Consider the following 20,771-nt stretch of genomic DNA (forward strand, 5'->3'; position numbering starts at 1 on the left):
TTAATACTTTGCTATAAGATTGCTTTTATGATGCGAATTTCAAAATAAATAAATATTTATCATTTTATAAAGCTGAATGATTTTAAGATTAAATAGCTAAGAAGTTATTTATAAAATGTATTAAAATTGGTACTTCTAATCGTTTTGTTTTCAAGTAACTATAGCCAAAAATTAAACCCGAATAAAAATAAGGTAAATATCCTATCCAAGATTCGGATTCATGCAATGATGCAAAAACTAGACTGGACACAATTAACCCTATAAACAAATGTTTTCTAAAAATGACTCTTATTATAATGCCTCGAAAAATAATTTCCTCTACAATTGCAGGGATAATGGCAATTGTGAATATAGAAATATATAATGGAGTATTTTGTAATTCATGATCTAATTCTTGTTCATTGGTTGGTACGTCATGAAAATGTAAGTACAGATTATCTAATCCATATATTAAAAGTGTGCCACAGATAATATAAATAATTTGAGACAAAGTTAATTTTTCTAAAGAGAGTAAATTTATTTTGAATATTTTCATCATAATAATACCTATCAATACAATAAAGACACTATAAAATAACTTAGAATCACTGACAACAAACCCTATTAGTAGGATGAGGATAATGAACAAGCTTTTGATTAGATTCAGGAAATAATTTCCTTTAACAACCGATAAATCATCGTAAAAGAATTGATTGAATTTTTTAAACATAACTTATTTCTCCTAAATTATAAAATTTCATTAGATTTATGTGTTTCCTTAAAACTATATTTATTATATGAAAAATACAAATGCATTTAAAGGCACTTTAAATCTTCAAACGTAATAGTATATGTCTTATTCGATTTTGTACCTTCTTACTAACATAAAAGAATTTATATAGCGAATTTTGTAGATTTGACGCTCACATTTCTGTAAAATATATAAAATACAATGTAATTTGACTTTGTATTTTAATATTAGGTCAAAAAATCAAAGGAGAGAAATCCTTAACTATGAGTAAAAAATTGTTTGATAAAAAAGTAAAAAAGCAATTGTGGTTTTTAAATAAAAAAGAAAAACATGATTTAGATCAACATTTGGCATCAATCTCAGAATCTGACAATGTAAATGTAAACAAGCCAATTACATATGCTAATGCTTATTTACGTCAATACATTTTTGAAGATAAAGATGCGAAAAGCTATAGTATGTTTTTAATATTAGTTATGATGATTTTTGCGTATGTTGCATTACTGGGCATTTTCTTATTTGGATTAATAACTAGCCTATCAGGAATGCAATTCTTCGTTAATCCAAAGGTGGATTTATCGACAACAGTTGTTATATTTACTATCATTGGGGCGATTTTATTAATGTTTGTCAGCATTTATTTTATTAAAATCGCAACATCATACTTCACTAAGAAATTGCTAGAACTTAAATTTAATTCTAAATAATATGTTCAATAAAATGTTTTAGCGCTAGACTTTCATGACATTTTTTCGATATAAGGGAAAATGGCTCGTCAACTTCTAAAGTAATGCCTTTCTTAAAGTGTATTAAAGTTGAATCATTTTTAGCGGTCATACCGATAATATAGTGTGCATTGATATAAATTTGTATCGGTGCACGCTTTTGTTTTATAGGGAAAAGTATCACTTTTTGGTCAAGGTAAATAGGAATTAATTTATTAATATTTAGTAGGTTTTTAGCGGTTTCAATTTGTAATTCTGGTGTTTTTAAATGAAGTTTTGCATAATATGCGACTAATTTGTTTATTGAAATAGGAAGATGATAATTATAGTTTAGGAAAACACAATCTGTTTTAATGTGATTCGATGATGCAGTTTTGATATAAAGTAAATGTTTAGTAGAAATAACTTGCAAATAGATTACTCCTTTAAAGCTGATTAAAAATTTGATAGCATTTACGCTTAACAGATACCTTGATTAATTTAATTGTTGACTTTGATAATGACATGAATTTAGCAATTTCGTATTGCTTATATCCGTCAAGATATAGATTCAGCCATTGTCTTTCTCTACAATTCAAAACCTTACATATGTCTTGTAAATATAATTCGAAGTCACTACAATATACAGGTTGTTCTAATAATATTGATGAATTGTGTTCTAATAAAATCACATCATTTAAACGATTTTGTTGGCGAAATAAGTCAATAAGATAAAAATTTAAGCGTAAGAATAAAAATGAAGATAAAGAATGGTTGACTGAGGGTTTATATATTTGACTCAATTCCCACATTTTTATTAAAAGTAGTTGATAAAACTCATCATAATTATACTTAATGTTATATTTTTTTAAAAGATGGTGAATGATTTTGTGGTGCTCTTTAAATACATCATTAAATTCCAAATTATATATCTCCATGCTACACGTATAGCGAAATATTTCCGGATAAAATGATAATAGAGTATTTTTGAAAATTATTCATTTGCGTAATCGCTAATTTAAGTGTTAAATAGAAGACATAAGTAATTAAATTAATGTGATTTGATATATCATTACTTTGCTATATAGTAAATTGAACAAAATTTGTAATCGGGAGGTAACAATGGATTACGCACATTTAAATTTAGAACATTTTTTCGCACGAAACGATGATTTAGATGTTATAAGAGATCGTGCTGATTTCGTGATGATAAATAATTTTAATAATGAAATGATGTATCGTGATGGTCAAATAGAGGGTACAATTGATTTAAACCAGTATTATTATAAAAATAGATCAAATGCTGCCAGCTTTATCATGATGGATTATAAAAAAGAAACTAAATAATAATAGATAGCTAAAAGCAAGTTATAGAATTGCTTAACGTATTATTAGTATCCTTACTAAAATTTTAAAAAGTTTTATAAAAAAATTACGTCAGTGATGTATAAAAATGAGGTTGCTTATGTTTATGAATCGTTTAAAACGTTTCATTTACATTACTGTTTATTTATGAATATGTAACAAAGCATAGATAAAATTGTTAAACGGTTTTAATAATGTTAAACTTTATTATCGTAGTCAAACTGAATGTATAACAACAATGACCTAAGAGGTGTGGATATGAATAAACACAAGAAAGGTTCTATTTTTGGAATAATAGGACTTGTTGTCATATTTGCTGTTGTCTCATTTTTATTTTTCTCAATGATATCAGACCAGATATTTTTCAAACATGTTAAATCAGACATTAAGATTGAAAAGTTAAATGTTACATTAAACGATGCAGCAAAGAAACAAATAAACAATTATACGAGTCAACAGGTATCAAATAAAAAGAATGATGCATGGAGAGATGCATCTGCAACTGAAATTAAAAGTGCAATGAATAGTGGTAGCTTTATTGATGATAAAAAGCAAAAATATCAATTCCTAGATTTATCTAAGTATCAAGGGATTGATAAAAATAGAATTAAACGTATGCTAGTAGACAGACCAACGTTATTGAAACATACGGATGATTTCTTAAAAGCCGCTAAAGATAAGCACGTTAATGAAGTTTATTTAATTTCACATGCATTATTAGAAACTGGCGCTGTTAAAAGTGAATTAGCTAATGGAGTGGAAATAGACGGAAAAAAATATTACAATTTCTACGGCGTAGGGGCACTTGATAAAGATCCAATCAAAACAGGTGCTGAATATGCTAAAAAGCATGGTTGGGATACACCTGAAAAGGCTATTTCAGGCGGTGCTGATTTCATTCATAAACACTTCTTATCAAGCACAGATCAAAATACATTATATAGTATGAGATGGAATCCTAAAAATCCAGGGGAACATCAATATGCTACTGATATTAAGTGGGCAGAAAGTAATGCAACAATTATCGCTGACTTTTATAAGAACATGAAGACAGAAGGTAAATACTTTAAATACTTTGTGTATAAAGATGATAGCAAACATTTAAACAAACAATAATTTAATAAGGGATAAGTCATAATCTGACTTGCTCCATTACAAAAATACGCTTTCTATCTCAATGAAGTAGAAAGCGTATTTTTGTTCTTGAAAATAAAGTTTTTGAGCCATTTCCTTGATATTTGCTATTATTGAACCTTTATTTTGATTTAAAATTTCCGGTTGCAATTTAAATCTTGTCTCTCACTAGTTGAAATTTTGACCAAGACTTATCTACAGGGTCATTAAATCCCCAGTTTTCCTTTTTAAAAAAGAATTAACGATAGGTACAACCCTAATAAAGTTATAAATAGTACTGGAATTGTAGTCATAATTCCTGTTTTAAAATAAGATCCCCACGAAATTTTAACGTCTTTTTGTGCTAAAACGTGTAGCCACAATAATGTAGCTAAAGAGCCAATTGGTGTGATTTTAGGGCCTAAATCTGAACCGATGACATTTGCATAGATTAAGCCTGCTTTTAATATATCATTGACATTTGATTGGTTTATAGCAATGGCATCTATTAAAACTGTAGGCATATTATTCATAAGAGCTGATAAAAAGGCTGATAAAAATCCCATACCCATAATAGTGTTAAATAGTCCATAATTTGAAATATTGGACAAAATTTGAGCTAATATTAAAGTGATTCCAGCATTTCTCAAGCCAAAAATAACAATAAACATGCCAATTGAAAATAAAACAATATTCCACGGTGCATTTTTAATTACATGTATGATACTTACTGCGTTTGATTTTCGAGCTAATAGTAAAAAGGTACACGCAATAATAACAGTAAATATTGATACTGGAATTTTGATGAATTCACTTATTAAGTATCCGAAAAGCAATACGACTAATACGACCCACGAAATCTTAAAAAGCTTCATATCTTTAATTGCTTCTCTAGGATTTTTTATATTTCTTGTATCAAATTTATTAGGTATAGCTTTTCTAAAATATAACCATAATACGAGAATACTTGCTAAAAGCGAGAATATATTAGGAATAATCATTCGAATAAAGTATTGAACAAAGCTGATATTAAAATAATCAGCAGAAATGATATTTACTAAGTTACTGACGATTAATGGTAAAGATGTAGTATCAGCAATAAAACCACTTGCAATAATAAATGGGAATATTGCACGTTTGTTAAACCCAATATTTTTTACCATTGCTAATACAATCGGAGTTAAAATTAAGGCTGCACCATCATTTGCGAAAAATGCAGCAACAGCGGCACCCAATAATATGATATAAATGAACATTTTCAAACCATTACCTTTAGAAGCATGAAGCATGTGGATAGCTGACCATTCAAATAATCCTACTTTATCTAATATTAATGAAATAAGAATAACAGAGACAAAAGTCAATGTAGCATTCCAAACAATACCTGTTACTTCGAAAACATTGGAAAAACTTACAACACGAGTAGCGATAGCAATGATGGCACCGATTAAAGCAGTAATTCCTATATCTAAACCTTTAGGTTGCCATAATACAAATATTAAAGTTACCAGAAAAATGAGTATCGCTGAAGTTGTCATCATTAGTATCCACCTGTCTTAAGGTTATGACAAATATATCGTTGATTTGAGATGTGAACCATAGCCAAATTATTAATTACAGACTCAAAAAGATCATTATTAAGTTGGTACATGTGTTTATTTCCTATTTTTTGTGTTGTAACTGAGTGGTTTTTAACTAATGCTTTTATATGATGACTTAGTGTAGGTTGAGAGAAATGAAAATGCTCTAGTAAATCACAAGCGCATAATTCACCACAAGAGAGGAAATCCAATATTTCTAATCTACTCGGAGTAGATAAAATTTTTAAAAATCTAGCTAGTTCTTTATATGACATAACAAATCCTCCTAGGCTTTAAATAGGTTATCATCTATATAGATATGTGTCTATGTATTGCCGTTTATTATTTTTAGACAATAGCATAAAAGAACAATACGAGCTATAACGTTGAGAATCGGCTCGCTCAATAAAGATATTTCATAATGTATTATCGTTATTATTTACAAAAAGGTAACTAGCCAAGTTAAGATATCAAGGCCAATTACCATTTTTTGAATTTATTTTATATTCTAGGGTATTAATTAAGAAGCTTTATTTTTACGACTAAAAATCATAAATAGTATGACTAGCGAGATTAAAATTTTTGCTATGAATTTCATTTTGATCACCTCGTTTTTAATATTTTAACACAAACATTATTGTTGTTATTGAATGAAAGCTTCTAGTTTTTATTTGATAACATTAGAGTAAGTTTCACTAACTAATTTTAAACTAATAAGTCAAATTGATATGATTATTTATAATACTAGTATTGCAATATTTTGAATTACTAAAGGGTGGATGATTTATGCGTGTAGCAATTATAGGAATGGGAACTGCTGGAGTAAGTGTTTTAAGAGAATTAGTTAAGCATCCTAAGTTTAAACAATTAGATTTAGATTTATACGATGACAAAGTTAATATGGGACAAGGCGTACCATTTCAAAATGATAGTTCAGAACTTTTGATCAATATGCCTTCTAAAAAGATGAGTTTAAATTTAGATGACGAATCAGAATTTTGGAAGTGGTACCAACAACAAACCGATTTTAAGTTTGATGAACCTGCATATTTACCGAGATTTGTATTCGGACATTATATGAAATCTTATTTATCTATGTTCATGAAAAAATATCCAAACATATCAACTAATTATAATAAAGTTCAAGAGATTTATACAAATTCTAATATCGATGAGACAAATTTAACTTATTACATTGGTACATCAGATTCAGAACAATCATGGCAAGCGTATGATTATGTATTTTTAACATGTGGTACATTTGCCTATCATGATCCATATAATTTAAAGGGTAAAAAAGGCTACATCGCTACGCCTTATCCAACCTATAATACTTTAGATGAAGTAAATGAATTTGACGATATTGCGATTATTGGCACAGGTCTTGCAAGCTTAGATGTTGTTCGTTATGTTGCTGCTCATCATCCGAAATTACCAATTACAATGACGAGTCGTTCTGCTCATTTACCAAGTGTAAGGGGGACAATGATAGACGTAACATTCAAGTACTTAACTAAAGACAAATTAAATAAAATTAAAAAACATCATTACGGTAATGCACCGCTTGATACTTTAGTTTCTTTATTTTTAAAAGAATGTGCTGAATATGAAATTGATTTTAAAAAATTAGTGCATAGACGCACAGGAAATCATATAGCAGATTTAAAGTATGATTTAGCGCATCCAACAGAAATGGGGATTTTCCAAAGTATTATTGAACAATTGAAAGAGAATTTAAATTGGATATGGAATAGTTTGAGTATTGAAGATCAACACCAATTTAATCAAAAATACTCAAAGGTGATTCAATTAAATTCAAATCCAATGCCTCCAAGAACTGCTGAACTAATTATTGAATTATTAGAAAATAAGTCTTTAATATTGAAAAAAGATTTAGAAGATGTGAAACATGATGACAATTTGTATTATTTTTCGTATAAAAACCAAGAATCAGCAGACATATTTAATGTTGTGATTAATGCCACTGGTGCAAAAAATCATTTATCTGAATTAGATGAAGATGATCAATTAATTAAAAATCTTGAAAATGGACAAATTGTACAAGCACATCTAATGGGAGGCATACAAATCATACCGGAAACCAATCAAGTTATAAGTCCAAGGTTTGGAACTTTATCAAATATGATTGCCATAGGTCAAATGACAAACGGTGTTAATAAATTACGAAATGGTGTGAAAATGATAGTAGAACAAGTTGCACATACGGTGTCTCAATTATACGATACTTTAGAATTAAACGAACAACAGCAGCGACGTGATAATCAATAAGTTGTAATTAAAAGATAATAAAGAAAACGATATAGAGATGAATTGATTGCTTAATTTAATGTGTGTTAAAAAGAACTATGCCATTACTTCTCAGATTAAATTAAAATTGTCATTAATTGTATTTTCTGAAAACATATAGTATCATTTTAGACGTAGTAGACATACTACAAACTCAAATAATCTATAACAATTTCATATATAATTCTTTCGGGGCAGGGTGCAATTCCCAACCGGCAGTAAATTAAGCCTGCGACCCACTAATATTTTGCATATTAGTGGCTGATCTAGTGAGATTCTAGAGCCGACAGTGAAAGTCTGGATGGGAGAAAGAATATCAGTTATCGACACAGATAATGTAGCGTATTTGAAAATTAATTACAAATAGGCTTATTTAATGATACATTTTTACTCCTTGCATCTGATTTTTTGATGTGAGGATTTTTGTTTATAGAGGTGATAATTTGAGTCAATTTATGGATTACGCGATTCAACTTGCGAACATGGTACAAGGGCAAACAGGTGTTAATCCTCCTGTTGGTGCAGTTGTAGTTAAAGAAGGTAGAATTGTAGGTATCGGTGCACACTTGAAAAAAGGTGACAAACATGCAGAAGTTCAAGCTTTAGACATGGCAAAGCAAGATGCTATTGGTGCAAGTATTTATATCACATTAGAACCATGCAGTCATTTTGGTTCTACTCCACCATGTATTAATAAAATCATTGAGTGCAAAATTTCCAAAGTAATTTATGCTACAAAAGATGATTCGTTAGATACACATGGTGACGATACATTACGTGCTAACGGTATAGAAGTAGAATGTGTTAATGATGAACGTGCGACACGTTTGTATAGAGATTTTTTCAAAGCAAAAGCAAAGCAAGTACCACAAGTAACTATAAAAGTTTCAGCAAGTTTAGATGGTAAACAAGCTAATGACTATGGACAAAGTCAATGGATTACAAATAAAGAGGTCAAACAAGATGTCTATAAATTAAGACATAGCCATGACGCAGTGTTAACAGGTCGTGGCACAATCGAATTAGATAATCCACAGTATACGACACGTATTCAAGATGGAAAAAATCCAATAAAAATTATTTTGTCAAAGTCCGGAAATATTAATTTTAACAAACAAATTTATCAAGATGAATCAACGCCAATTTGGATATATACTGAAAATCCAAATTTAACAACGAATAAAACACATATTGAAATTATTTACTTGAAGTCATGTGGTTTAACAACAATACTTCATAATTTATATAAAAAAGGTGTTGGTACCTTGCTAGTCGAGGCAGGTCCAACGATTACTTCAAAATTTCTCCAATCTAATTTTATAGATGAACTTATTCTCTATATTGCCCCGAAATTAATTGGTGGATCTGGAAATTATCAATTTTATCAAACGGATAAAGTGATGGAAATTCCAGACACAAATCAATTTGAAATTGTTCATTCCGAGTTATTAAATCAAAATGTCAAATTAACTTTACGAAAGAAGTGATGATGCATGTTTACTGGCATCGTTGAAGAAATAGGTGTCGTTAAAAGTGTACAAATTCGTCAATCTGTTAGAACGATTGAAATTGAAGCACATAAAATTATTGAAGATATGCATATTGGTGATTCGATTAGTGTGAATGGTGCATGTTTAACGGTTATTGATTTTAATCCAACATCTTTTACTGTACAAGTTATTAAAGGTACTGAAAATAAAACCTATTTATCAGATGTGAAACGACAGTCTGAAGTGAATCTAGAACGTGCAATGAGTGGTAACGGTAGGTTTGGTGGTCACTTTGTATTAGGTCATGTCGATGAACTTGGAACAATTTCTAAAATAAACGAAACCACAAATGCCAAAATTATTTCTATCCAATGTCCTAACAATATTATTGAACAATTGGTTAAACAAGGTTCAATAACCGTAGATGGTGTGAGTTTAACAATTTTTGATAAGCACCAACATGCATTTGATATTCACCTTATTCCCGAAACAAGACGTTCTACCATTTTAGCGTCAAAGAAAATAGGTGATCATGTACATTTGGAAACAGATGTATTGTTTAAATATGTTGAAAATATTTTAAATAAAAATAACGATCATTTATCTGCGGATAAATTAAGAGCATTTGGATTTTAGGAGGGGTATTATGCAATTCGATAATATAGAGAGTGCTTTAGTAGCTTTGAAAAATGGTGAAACAATTATCGTGGTTGATGATGCAAATCGTGAAAATGAAGGCGACTTAGTTGCAGTCACTGAATGGATGGACGATCACACTATTAATTTTATGGCGAAAGAAGGAAGAGGCCTCATATGTGCACCTATGTCTAAAGATATTGCAGAACGATTAGAATTAGTACAAATGGTGGAAGATAATTCGGATGTCTATGGAACTCAATTTACTGTGAGTGTCGACCATATTGATACTACAACTGGTATTAGTGCATTTGAACGTACATTAACTGCTAAAAAACTAATAGATCCAAGTAGTATTGCCAATGATTTTAATCGTCCTGGTCATTTGTTTCCCCTAGTAGCTAAAGATAAAGGTGTATTAGAAAGAAATGGGCATACTGAAGCGGCTGTCGACTTAGCAAGGCTTACTGGTGCCAAACCAGCTGGAGTTATTTGTGAAATAATGAATGATGACGGCACAATGGCCAAAGGTCAGGATTTACAACAATTTAAAGAAAAACATCAACTGAAAATGATAACAATTGAGGACCTAGTTGAATATCGTAAAAAATTAGAACCAGAAATTGAATTTAAAGCAAAAGTGAAAATGCCTACAGACTTTGGAACTTTTGATATGTATGGCTTTAAAGCTACCTTTACAGATGAGGAAATCGTGGTACTTTCTAAAGGTCCAATTCGACAACATGAAAATGTTCGATTGCATTCAGCTTGTCTTACTGGTGATATTTTCCATAGTCAACGATGTGATTGTGGTGCGCAACTTGAAGCATCTATGAAATATATTAATGACAATGGTGGTATGATTATTTATTTACCGCAAGAAGGTCGAGGTATAGGTTTATTAAATAAATTACGTGCATATGAATTAATAGAACAAGGATATGATACTGTAACTGCGAATTTAGCTTTAGGTTTTGATGAAGATTTACGAGATTATCATATTGCAGCACAAATTTTAAAATATTTTAAAATTAAACAAATCAGTTTATTAAGTAATAACCCAAGTAAATTTGAAGGTTTAAAGCAATATGGTATTAATATCGCAGAAAGAATCGAAGTCATTGTGCCTGAAACGGTACATAACCATGATTATATGGAAACAAAAAAAATAAAAATGGGTCATTTGATATAGGAGGATAATAACATGAATTTTGAAGGAAAATTAATAGGTAAAGATTTGAAAATAGCAGTTGTAGTAAGTAGATTTAATGATTTTATTACTGGTAGATTATTGGAAGGTGCAAAAGATACACTTATCCGTCACGATGTTCAGGAAAATAATATAGATGTAGCATATGTACCTGGTGCGTTTGAAATTCCATTAGTAGCTAAAAAGCTAGCAACTTCAGGGAATTATGATGCTGTAATTACTTTAGGATGTGTGATACGTGGTGCGACATCACATTATGATTATGTATGTAATGAAGTTGCGAAAGGTGTATCTAAAGTTAATGATCAAACAAATGTACCAGTAATTTTTGGTATATTAACGACAGAAAGTATTGAGCAAGCAGTTGAAAGAGCTGGTACTAAAGCAGGTAATAAAGGTGCAGAAGCAGCTGTAAGTGCAATTGAAATGGCAAATTTATTAAAAACAATTAATTAGAAATTTGTATCATATGATTTAAGGTCTAATTGATTGAAATACTAGATAAAACGACGATAACGTGTTTAGGACAGTTTATCTATTTATACAATAGTTAACTGTCCTAAACATTTGTTTATATTTATTTACGACATAATTTTTTGACTAAGGATGCACCCAACATAATAGAAGCACCAATACTTGCTATAATTCCAACTCTCTTTATTGTAGCTGGCTTTACAAATTCTTTAACGGCTAACGATAAGTTTTGTGGGCGTTCTGCTAATCTTCTCATGAAATATGCAAACCAATCATCTCCATAAGGTACATAAATCGTAAAGTTATATCCTTCATTCGCAATTTGTTCTGCTAATTCTGATCTAAAACCATAAAGCATTTGGAATTCCATACGATCTTTTTCGATATTATGCTTTTTCATAAATTGTTTCACATGATTAATAATTTGATGGTCATGTGTCGCAATAGATGTAAAATTGCGAGCATTTAACAAACGTTGTTCAATAATTTTAATATAGTTTGCATCTACATCTTCTTTAGATTGAAACGCGATTGCCTCATTTTCTTTATAAGCCCCTTTAACTAAACGCAAGCGTAAATCTTGGTATTTATCAACAAGTTCTGGACTATCAAATAGATAAGCTTGGATAACTGTGCCAACATTTCTAAATTCACCTTTTAATCGGTCAAGAACTTGAATTATTTGTTGTAAACTAGCATATTTTTCAGTGTCAATATTAATATGCATGTTATTGTAACTATTTGCTTTAAGTAAAATTTCTCTTAAATTTTGATATGCTAATTCTAAATCAAATTCAGCACCTAATTGACTTAACTTGACAGACACATGGGCATTTACACCGTGTTGGTGAAGCGCGTCCATAATCGTTAAAATTTGTTCTTTAGCATGATTGCTTTCTTCTTCTGTTCCAACAAATTCCCCTAAATTGTCAACAGTAACAGCAATGTTTTTATCATTTAAGTGTTCAATTGTATTGATTAATTGTGGAATTGTATTTCCGGCAACGACTTTATTTGCACCCATACGAGGTCCAACTTTTTTAGCTGCGTTGTTTAAAAAACTATTATTAGATAATCCGATAAAAAAATTCTTTAATAGTGCCATTGCTACTCCTCCAAACCCTTGTGTTTACAATAAGTTTAGCATGAAAAAAATATTTGAGAAAGCGTTTTCATCAAAAACAATTAAAAATAATTATGTATAATTACACCATTGTTTGTGTTGATTTCATTTATATTAAATAATATGGACAACAATAATACTATAAATAGAAATCTACATGCAGAATTTGCTATAATAATGTTATTGAAGATTATCAAAAAGGGGCAGTATAAGAATGTGGAAGTGGGAAGCTGAAAATGATGCAAAAGGCGTCGTTGTTATTGCTCATAATATATTAGAACATACAGGAAGATATGCATATGTTATTACGATGTTAAGACGAAATGGTTATCATGTGATAATGGGAGATTTGCCAGGTCAAGGACAAACATCTAGAGCGAATAAAGGTCAAATTGAAAATTTTCAAACATATCATGAAAGTTTGCTAGATTGGTTGAAAATCGCTAATGAATATAAAATTCCAACTTATGTTTTAGGCGTAGGACTTGGTTGTTTAATATTATTAAATTTACTTGAAAAAGTTGAATTACCTATTGAGGGCATGCTGTTGATATCACCTATGTTAGAACTTCAAAAAAATGGTAAAAATCGTAAAGATAAACTCATTTCAAATATAGGTAAAATTTCAAAAGATACACGTTTTAATGTTGGTGTAGAAGCAAAAGATTTAACACGTAATTTAGAAATTGTAGAAGAAACAGAAAATGATGGATTAATGCTAAAAAAAGCGACATATCATTGGTACAATACGATAAATGAAACAATGAAAAATACGATGTCTCATATTCATGACATTCAACCATTGCCAACATTGCTTATGTATGGAACTAAAGATTTAATAGTTGATACAAGAGCAATTGATGAGTTTAAAGTTAAATATCAAACACCGGAATTATATTTCAAAGCTTGGCAAGGTTTTTATCATGAAGTACATAATGAGCCAGAACGTGATGAAGTAATGCGTTATATTTTGACGTTTTTAAATAATAGTGTCAATACTATGGGATTCATTGTTGAAGAAGAAGAAATCGAAGAAATTTAATAATTAGATTTAGTAAAGATGAGTCAAAATGAGCTCATCTTTTTTTATAATTTTTGAACAAACTATGACATGATTAATAGACACAGAACTTTTAATTATTAAAGAAGTTAACGTTATTTATTATGTTAAAACTTTTGATTTATCAAAATCAAATCGTGATAAATAAAGGATTTGGTATTATCCAGTTGAACCTAATTGGTTAAAATACAAGGTAACTAATTAATTTAGTTTAATCATTTTACATGAGAGTTATATGTAATAAAAATTTAATGTGTATCTTTTTTGAAGAAATATATGTAGAATTGTTGCAATTTAATGGTAATATTGATATATTTTCTTTGTATATAAATTATAAAATTAATATGTAATAGAGTGATTAGTTTTATGTACTATTATCTTATTTCTAAATATTAACTCTATCGATTATTGGTTTTTATACTTATTTAATTTTATTCAACTTTGACAATTGAATAGTAAACAAGTTTATTTACACTTGTAGTATTAAGCATAGGTTAGCACACATAAGTTTTGGGAATTATTGGGATGTAAGTTATAACTTGTGTGTTGCTAAATATGTGATTATTAATTGGGAGATGTTTAGCATGAAAAAAGTAAATAACGATACTGTATTTGGGATTTTGCAATTAGAAACATTGTTGGGTGACATTAACTCAATTTTTAGTGAAATTGAGATTGAATACAAAATGTCTAGAGAAGAAATTTTAATTTTACTAACGTTATGGCAAAAGGGATCTATGACACTTAAAGAAATGGATCGATTTGTTGAGGTAAAACCTTATAAACGTACAAGAACTTATAATAATTTAGTTGAATTGGAATGGATTTACAAAGAAAGACCTGTTGATGATGAAAGAACAGTAATTATTCATTTCAATGAAAATTTAAATCAAGAGAAAGTTGCATTATTGAATTTTATCAGTGATGCAATTGCGAGTAGAGCAACTACAATGCAAAATAGTTTAGATGCCATTACTGCAGTATAAATCTAAAATACATAAAAAAGAGGTTTTCAAAATCGAAAACCTCTTTTTTATGTTTCGTTACCTAATTGCTTACAATGTAAAAATTATTAGATAACTTAAAGTCTTGTTAAGAAAGCTTTTCTATAGCACAAATAAATGGTGCGTGGTTTCGCTGATTTAGAAATTTATATTGCAAAACTTGTGCTTGTTTTTGGTCTAAGTTGCTTAAGTATTCAAGTATTTCATTTTTCTCAATTTGTCCTTCGATATGACCATGATAAATAACTAAAATGATGATGCCTTCAATTGACAGCATCGTCAATAAAGAATTAATAGCTTGAATAGTTGTATCAGGTTTTGTAACGATAGATTTATCGCCTTTTGGCAAATAGCCTAAGTTAAAAATAGCTGCATCAATATATCCTTTATGATTCTCTTGTATATATCTCGTGACATTTTCGTGACCGTCTTTAATTAAAGTGACATTGGTAAAATCTTTAATTTTTTCTCTTGTATTTTCTAAAGCTAAATCTTGAATATCAAACCCATAAACGTGACCTAGTGGTACCTGTTCTGCTAAAAATAAAGTATCATTGCCATTACCACATGTAGCATCAACAACAATACTTTTTGATGATGTATGCTGTTTAATGAGTGTTTTTGAAAAGGGGAGAATGCGTTCTAATTTCATTGGTTCACCTTAGACTTATAACGCAATCCTTGATGAGAATTTCTGCGTACTAATTCAGCATCAATACCATTTAAAACTTCCCATTTATTGACACTCCACATAGGACCTACCATAATGTCGATTGGACCATCTCCAGTAATCCTGTGAACAATCATTTCAGGTGGTATCACTTCTAATTGATCTACAACAAGGTTTGTATATTCTTCTTGAGTCATAAAAGTTAATAAACCTTTGTCATATTGTTTTACCATTGGAGTTCCTTTTAATAAATGTAATAAGTGAATTTTAATGCCTTGCACATCCATCTGTGCTACTTCTTTAGCAGTTGCCATCATCATTTCGTAGTCTTCACCTGGTAATCCATTAATAATATGGGTGCAAATGTTGATGTTATGTTTACGTAATTTTGCAACGCCATCATAATATGTTTGCATATCATGAGCACGATTAATTAAATCTGATGTAGATTGATGAATAGTTTGTAATCCTAATTCAACCCATAAATATGTTCTCTTATTTAAGTCAGCCAAATATTCTACTACATCATCAGGTAAACAATCTGGACGTGTACCAATCGATAAACCTACAACACCGGGTTCTTTAAGTACAGGTTCAAATTTTTCTTTTAACACTTCTACAGGTGCATGTGTATTTGTGAAAGCCTGAAAATAAGCGATATACTTTCCTTCATGCCACTTTTCATGCATTTTTTCTTTAATTTCTTTAAATTGTACTGCAATTGAATCTGCTCTATTGCCTGCAAAGTCTCCACTGCCAGCAGCAGAACAGAATGTACACCCACCATGTGCAACAGTACCGTCACGATTTGGACAGTCAAAACCGCCATCCAATGCAACTTTAAATATTTTTTGTCCGAATTTATTTTTCAAATGGTAATTCCATGTGTGATAGCGTTTGTTTTCAAATGCATATTGGAAATGATTGCCCATAAGTCATTTTCCTTTCTAAAAAAATAGTACTAAGTACAGATTTTAACATATTTTAATGTTATAGTGTTTATAATAGTTTGACAAAAAAGAGAGAGGAACTATGAAATATGAATATACCTAAATCGGTCTGGTGGCTAGTAATTGGCATGGCATTAAATATTACTGGTTCCAGTTTTTTGTGGCCTTTAAATACTATTTATATGAAACAAGAACTTGGAAAAAGTTTAACAGTTGCTGGTTTAGTCTTAATGATCAATTCATTTGGCATGGTTATTGGTAACTTATTAGGTGGTTCACTTTTCGATAAATTAGGTGGATACAAAACGATATTAATAGGTACTTTAACATGTCTTTGTAGTACAACACTACTGAATTTCTTTCATGGGTGGCCGTGGTATGCTGTATGGCTAGTAATGCTTGGATTTGGTGGAGGAATGATTATTCCAGCTATTTATGCGATGGCAGGTGCAGTTTGGCCTAATGGCGGTAGACAAACATTTAATGCCATTTATTTAGCACAAAATATTGGTGTAGCTGTCGGTGCTGCAATGGGTGGATTCGTTGCAGAATTTAGCTTTAACTATATTTTTCTCGCTAATCTTATTATGTATATTGTATTTGCGCTAGTAGCCATTACGCAATTTAATATCGAAATTAAAGCAAAAGTTAAATATCCAACTCATTTGGATATTACGGGTAAAAAGAATAAAGCAAGATTTATATCATTAGTATTGATTTGTGCTATGTTTGCAATATGTTGGGTAGCTTATATTCAATGGGAATCCACTATCGCATCTTTTACACAATCCATCAATATATCTATGGCACAATATAGTGTTCTATGGACAATAAACGGAATAATGATTTTAGTTGCACAGCCACTAATCAAGCCAATACTATATTTATTAAAAGGTGATTTAAAGAAACAAATGTTTGTTGGTATTGTGATTTTTATGCTGTCATTTTTTGTTACTAGTTTTGCTGAAAACTTTACAATATTTGTTGTCGGTATGATCATTTTAACTTTTGGAGAAATGTTTGTATGGCCAGCTGTTCCAACTATTGCAAATCAATTAGCACCAGAAGGTAAACAAGGACAGTATCAAGGTTTTGTAAACTCAGCAGCTACAGTAGGAAAAGCCTTTGGGCCATTTCTTGGTGGTGTGTTAGTTGATGCATTCAATATGCGTATGATGTTTATAGGCATGATGGTATTACTAGTCTTTGCTCTGATTTTGTTAATGATTTTTAAGGAAAGTAATGAGCAAACTAAAAAAATAGATGCATAATATATAAATAGAATTAAGGTTATAGACTTGAAATAAATGTCGTTATAACATAATATTAATTTGTATAATTTAATTTCATTTGGAGCTTTTCTACAGAAAGCTAGTGGTGCTGAGAGCTAGTGTTAAGGACTAAATGTAATTCGTAATAATTTTAAATTGAATGAATGACATCTCTTACTATTAAAATGAGTGCACAATTTTTGTGAAATAGGGTGGTAACGCGGCAAATGTCGTCCCTATATAGACTAAATAGTTAGAGGTGTCTTTTTTTATTGAATAGGAGGAAATGTGTTGAATTACAACCACAATCAAATTGAAAAGAAATGGCAAGACTATTGGGACGAAAATAAAACATTTAAAACAAATGATAACTTAGGTCAAAAGAAATTTTATGCTTTAGACATGTTTCCATATCCATCAGGTGCTGGTTTACATGTTGGACATCCTGAAGGATACACAGCCACGGATATTATTTCAAGATATAAAAGGATGCAAGGATATAATGTATTACATCCAATGGGGTGGGATGCATTCGGATTACCAGCAGAGCAATATGCATTAGATACTGGGAATGATCCTCGTGAGTTTACAAAGAAAAATATTCAAACATTTAAGCGTCAAATTAAAGAATTAGGATTTAGTTATGATTGGGATCGCGAAGTTAATACTACAGATCCAGAATATTATAAATGGACACAATGGATTTTTATTCAGCTATACAACAAAGGTTTAGCTTACGTTGATGAGGTTGCAGTTAACTGGTGTCCTGCATTAGGAACTGTCTTATCTAACGAAGAAGTTATTGATGGTGTATCTGAACGTGGGGGGCACCCAGTTTATCGTAAACCAATGAAACAATGGGTGCTTAAAATTACAGAGTATGCTGATCAATTATTAGCAGACTTAGACGATTTGGATTGGCCAGAATCATTAAAAGATATGCAACGTAACTGGATTGGCCGTTCTGAAGGCGCCAAAGTATCATTTGATGTGAAAGATATTGATGATAAAGTAGAAGTATTTACGACTAGACCAGATACAATCTATGGTGCTTCTTTCTTAGTTTTAAGTCCTGAACATGCGTTAGTTGATTCAATTACAACTGATGAATATAAAGAAAAAGTAAAATCTTATCAAACAGAAGCTTCTAAAAAGTCAGATTTAGAACGCACAGATTTAGCAAAAGATAAATCAGGTGTGTTTACGGGTGCTTATGCTATTAATCCATTATCTGGTGAAAAAGTGCAAATATGGATTGCTGATTATGTATTATCAACATATGGTACTGGAGCAATTATGGCAGTACCAGCGCATGATGACAGAGATTATGAATTTGCTAAAAAGTTCGATTTACCGATTATTGAAGTCATTGAAGGTGGAAATGTTGAAAAAACAGCTTACACTGGTGAAGGTAAGCATATTAATTCAGGTGAACTTGATGGATTAGAAAATGAAGCAGCAATTACAAAAGCTATTCAATTGCTAGAACAAAAAGGCGCTGGCGAAAAGAAAGTTAATTATAAATTAAGAGACTGGTTATTTAGTCGTCAACGTTATTGGGGCGAACCAATTCCAATAATTCATTGGGAAGATGGTACTATGACGACTGTTCCTGAAGATGAATTACCACTGTTACTGCCTGAAACTGATGAAATCAAACCATCAGGAACTGGAGAGTCTCCGTTAGCTAATATTGATTCATTTGTAAACGTAGTTGATGAAAAAACTGGTATGAAAGGACGTCGTGAAACAAATACGATGCCTCAATGGGCAGGTAGCTGTTGGTATTATTTACGTTATATCGATCCTAAAAATGAAAACATGCTTGCAGATCCTGAAAAATTAAAACACTGGTTACCAGTAGATTTATATATCGGTGGTGTTGAACATGCAGTTCTTCACTTATTATACGCAAGATTTTGGCATAAGGTACTTTATGATTTAGGCATTGTACCTACTAAAGAACCATTCCAAAAACTATTTAACCAAGGTATGATTTTAGGTGAAGGTAACGAAAAAATGAGTAAGTCTAAAGGAAATGTAATCAATCCTGATGATATCGTTCAATCTCATGGTGCAGATACATTACGCTTATATGAAATGTTTATGGGACCTTTAGATGCTGCTATTGCTTGGAGTGAAAATGGATTAGATGGTTCACGTCGTTTCTTAGATCGTGTATGGCGTTTAATGGTTAATGAAGACGGATCACTAAGTTCTAAAATAGTAACTACAAACAACAAGTCATTAGACAAAGTTTATAACCAAACCGTTAAAAAGGTAACAGAAGACTTTGAAACATTAGGATTTAATACTGCTATTAGTCAATTGATGGTATTTATTAACGAATGTTATAAAGTTGACGAAGTTTATAAACCATATATTGAAGGCTTTGTTAAAATGTTATCACCAATTGCACCACATATTGGCGAGGAATTATGGTCGAAATTAGGACATGAAGAGTCAATTACGTATCAACCTTGGCCAACATTTGATGAGACACTACTTGTTGATGACGAAGTAGAAATCGTAGTTCAGGTTAATGGGAAATTAAGAGCTAAAATAAAAATTGCTAAAGATATTTCAAAAGAAGAGATGCAAGAAATTGCATTATCTAATGATAATGTTAAAGCAAGTATTGAAGGTAAAGACATCATGAAAGTCATCGCTGTTCCTCAAAAATTAGTCAATATTGTAGCCAAATAATGTTTTAAGGAGGAATTAATAATGAAGTCAATAACTATTGATGAATTAAAATCCAAACTTTTAGAATCAAATCCAGTTAAAATTGTTGATGTTCGTACTGACGAAGAAACAGCAATGGGATATATTCCTAATGCAAAGTTAGTTCCAATGGATACGATTCCGGACAATCTAAATATATTTAATAAAAATGAAACTTACTATATTGTATGTGCTGGTGGTGTAAGAAGTGCCAAGGTTGTTGAATATCTAGAGGCAAATGGCATCGAAGCTGTTAATGTTGAAGGCGGCATGCACGCATGGGGCAATGAAGGTTTAGAGTTAAACAGTATTTAAAAGGAATGACGTAATTTAAAATAAGAATTCATTTTATTTTGACAC

At 30.5% G+C, this 20,771-nt stretch carries 22 protein-coding genes and 1 riboswitch; of the genes, 14 read left to right on the forward strand and 8 right to left on the reverse strand.

All coding sequences use genetic code 11. From position 1 onward, the window contains the following. Positions 1-88 precede the first annotated feature (88 nt). Positions 89-709, reverse strand: coding sequence for a CPBP family intramembrane glutamic endopeptidase (locus tag CD116_RS10760; RefSeq protein WP_047550319.1), 621 nt, complete (start codon positions 707-709; stop codon positions 89-91). Positions 710-993: 284 nt separating this feature from the next. On the opposite strand from CD116_RS10760, the gene CD116_RS10765 reads away from it, so the two are divergent. Continuing rightward, positions 994-1,437, forward strand: coding sequence for a hypothetical protein (locus CD116_RS10765; RefSeq protein WP_047550316.1), 444 nt, complete (start codon positions 994-996; stop codon positions 1,435-1,437). Here CD116_RS10765 and CD116_RS10770 read toward each other — a convergent pair. After that, positions 1,430-1,867: a competence protein ComK gene (locus tag CD116_RS10770; RefSeq protein ID WP_047426137.1), complete on the reverse strand. Its 438-nt coding sequence runs from the start codon at positions 1,865-1,867 to the stop codon at positions 1,430-1,432. The two genes, CD116_RS10765 and CD116_RS10770, sit on opposite strands and share 8 nt — an antisense overlap. Before the next feature lie 13 nt (positions 1,868-1,880). Continuing rightward, complete coding sequence (locus CD116_RS10775) at positions 1,881-2,357, reverse strand: sigma-70 family RNA polymerase sigma factor (protein ID WP_047530707.1); 477 nt, start codon at positions 2,355-2,357, stop codon at positions 1,881-1,883. Positions 2,358-2,556: 199 nt separating this feature from the next. On the opposite strand from CD116_RS10775, the gene CD116_RS10780 reads away from it, so the two are divergent. Next, positions 2,557-2,781: a hypothetical protein gene (locus CD116_RS10780; RefSeq protein ID WP_000384170.1), complete on the forward strand. Its 225-nt coding sequence runs from the start codon at positions 2,557-2,559 to the stop codon at positions 2,779-2,781. A gap of 276 nt (positions 2,782-3,057) precedes the next feature. Further along, entirely contained in the window at positions 3,058-3,915 is an 858-nt protein-coding gene (sagB, locus tag CD116_RS10785) for a peptidoglycan release complex glucosaminidase SagB (protein WP_047426139.1), read from the forward strand. 245 nt (positions 3,916-4,160) lie between these two features. On the opposite strand, the gene arsB is transcribed toward sagB, so the two are convergent. Beyond that, positions 4,161-5,453 carry an arsenite efflux transporter membrane subunit ArsB gene (arsB, locus tag CD116_RS10795; RefSeq protein WP_047550313.1) on the reverse strand — a complete coding sequence of 431 codons (1,293 nt, stop codon included), beginning with the start codon at positions 5,451-5,453 and terminating at the stop codon, positions 4,161-4,163. Further along, positions 5,453-5,767 (reverse strand): ArsR/SmtB family transcription factor, encoded by a 315-nt coding sequence (locus CD116_RS10800; RefSeq protein WP_047550311.1) that lies wholly within the window; start codon positions 5,765-5,767, stop codon positions 5,453-5,455. Before CD116_RS10800 ends, arsB begins: the two co-directional genes overlap by 1 nt. Before the next feature lie 511 nt (positions 5,768-6,278). Here CD116_RS10800 and CD116_RS10805 point away from each other — a divergent pair. The 5 genes from CD116_RS10805 (at position 6,279) to ribH (ending at position 11,591) form a co-directional block, all read left to right on the forward strand. After that, entirely contained in the window at positions 6,279-7,781 is a 1,503-nt protein-coding gene (locus CD116_RS10805) for an FAD/NAD(P)-binding protein (RefSeq protein ID WP_047550308.1), read from the forward strand. Positions 7,782-7,980: 199 nt separating this feature from the next. Continuing rightward, positions 7,981-8,116: riboswitch (FMN riboswitch) on the forward strand. 126 nt (positions 8,117-8,242) lie between these two features. Further along, entirely contained in the window at positions 8,243-9,286 is a 1,044-nt protein-coding gene (gene ribD, locus CD116_RS10810) for a bifunctional diaminohydroxyphosphoribosylaminopyrimidine deaminase/5-amino-6-(5-phosphoribosylamino)uracil reductase RibD (protein WP_047530693.1), read from the forward strand. 6 nt (positions 9,287-9,292) lie between these two features. Then, positions 9,293-9,925 (forward strand): riboflavin synthase, encoded by a 633-nt coding sequence (locus CD116_RS10815; RefSeq protein WP_047550304.1) that lies wholly within the window; start codon positions 9,293-9,295, stop codon positions 9,923-9,925. 10 nt (positions 9,926-9,935) lie between these two features. After that, entirely contained in the window at positions 9,936-11,117 is a 1,182-nt protein-coding gene (locus CD116_RS10820; RefSeq protein WP_047550301.1) for a bifunctional 3,4-dihydroxy-2-butanone-4-phosphate synthase/GTP cyclohydrolase II, read from the forward strand. Positions 11,118-11,129: 12 nt separating this feature from the next. Beyond that, positions 11,130-11,591, forward strand: a complete 462-nt coding sequence (ribH, locus tag CD116_RS10825) for a 6,7-dimethyl-8-ribityllumazine synthase (protein WP_047426146.1) — start codon at positions 11,130-11,132, stop codon at positions 11,589-11,591. A gap of 121 nt (positions 11,592-11,712) precedes the next feature. Here the strand turns inward: ribH and CD116_RS10830 are convergent, their stop codons facing one another. Beyond that, positions 11,713-12,714, reverse strand: coding sequence for a proline dehydrogenase family protein (locus CD116_RS10830; RefSeq protein WP_047550297.1), 1,002 nt, complete (start codon positions 12,712-12,714; stop codon positions 11,713-11,715). 141 nt (positions 12,715-12,855) lie between these two features. Between CD116_RS10830 and CD116_RS13990 the strand changes: the two genes are divergently transcribed. From CD116_RS13990 to CD116_RS10840, 3 genes are all read left to right on the forward strand, one after another. Then, positions 12,856-12,966, forward strand: coding sequence for a hypothetical protein (locus CD116_RS13990; RefSeq protein ID WP_078101746.1), 111 nt, complete (start codon positions 12,856-12,858; stop codon positions 12,964-12,966). Continuing rightward, entirely contained in the window at positions 12,947-13,774 is an 828-nt protein-coding gene (locus tag CD116_RS10835; protein WP_047550291.1) for an alpha/beta fold hydrolase, read from the forward strand. Before CD116_RS13990 ends, CD116_RS10835 begins: the two co-directional genes overlap by 20 nt. A 602-nt stretch (positions 13,775-14,376) precedes the next feature. Then, entirely contained in the window at positions 14,377-14,778 is a 402-nt protein-coding gene (locus tag CD116_RS10840) for a transcriptional regulator, SarA/Rot family (protein WP_047426150.1), read from the forward strand. A gap of 106 nt (positions 14,779-14,884) precedes the next feature. On the opposite strand, the gene mnmM is transcribed toward CD116_RS10840, so the two are convergent. After that, a complete protein-coding gene (mnmM, locus tag CD116_RS10845; protein ID WP_047550290.1) occupies positions 14,885-15,448 on the reverse strand; it encodes a tRNA 5-(aminomethyl)-2-thiouridylate-methyltransferase MnmM in 564 nt (187 codons plus the stop codon). Beyond that, positions 15,445-16,398 (reverse strand): tRNA modification radical SAM protein MnmL/YtqA, encoded by a 954-nt coding sequence (gene mnmL / locus CD116_RS10850; RefSeq protein ID WP_047448327.1) that lies wholly within the window; start codon positions 16,396-16,398, stop codon positions 15,445-15,447. Before mnmL ends, mnmM begins: the two co-directional genes overlap by 4 nt. Before the next feature lie 107 nt (positions 16,399-16,505). Between mnmL and CD116_RS10855 the strand changes: the two genes are divergently transcribed. From CD116_RS10855 to CD116_RS10865, 3 genes are all read left to right on the forward strand, one after another. Continuing rightward, positions 16,506-17,687 (forward strand): MDR family MFS transporter, encoded by a 1,182-nt coding sequence (locus CD116_RS10855; protein WP_047530675.1) that lies wholly within the window; start codon positions 16,506-16,508, stop codon positions 17,685-17,687. 288 nt (positions 17,688-17,975) lie between these two features. Then, positions 17,976-20,393, forward strand: coding sequence for a leucine--tRNA ligase (gene leuS, locus CD116_RS10860; RefSeq protein ID WP_103325258.1), 2,418 nt, complete (start codon positions 17,976-17,978; stop codon positions 20,391-20,393). A gap of 21 nt (positions 20,394-20,414) precedes the next feature. Continuing rightward, positions 20,415-20,726 carry a rhodanese-like domain-containing protein gene (locus CD116_RS10865; RefSeq protein WP_047550288.1) on the forward strand — a complete coding sequence of 104 codons (312 nt, stop codon included), beginning with the start codon at positions 20,415-20,417 and terminating at the stop codon, positions 20,724-20,726. Positions 20,727-20,771 lie beyond the last annotated feature (45 nt).

The organism is Staphylococcus schweitzeri (genome assembly GCF_002902405.1).
GTDB classification, from domain to species: domain Bacteria; phylum Bacillota; class Bacilli; order Staphylococcales; family Staphylococcaceae; genus Staphylococcus; species Staphylococcus schweitzeri.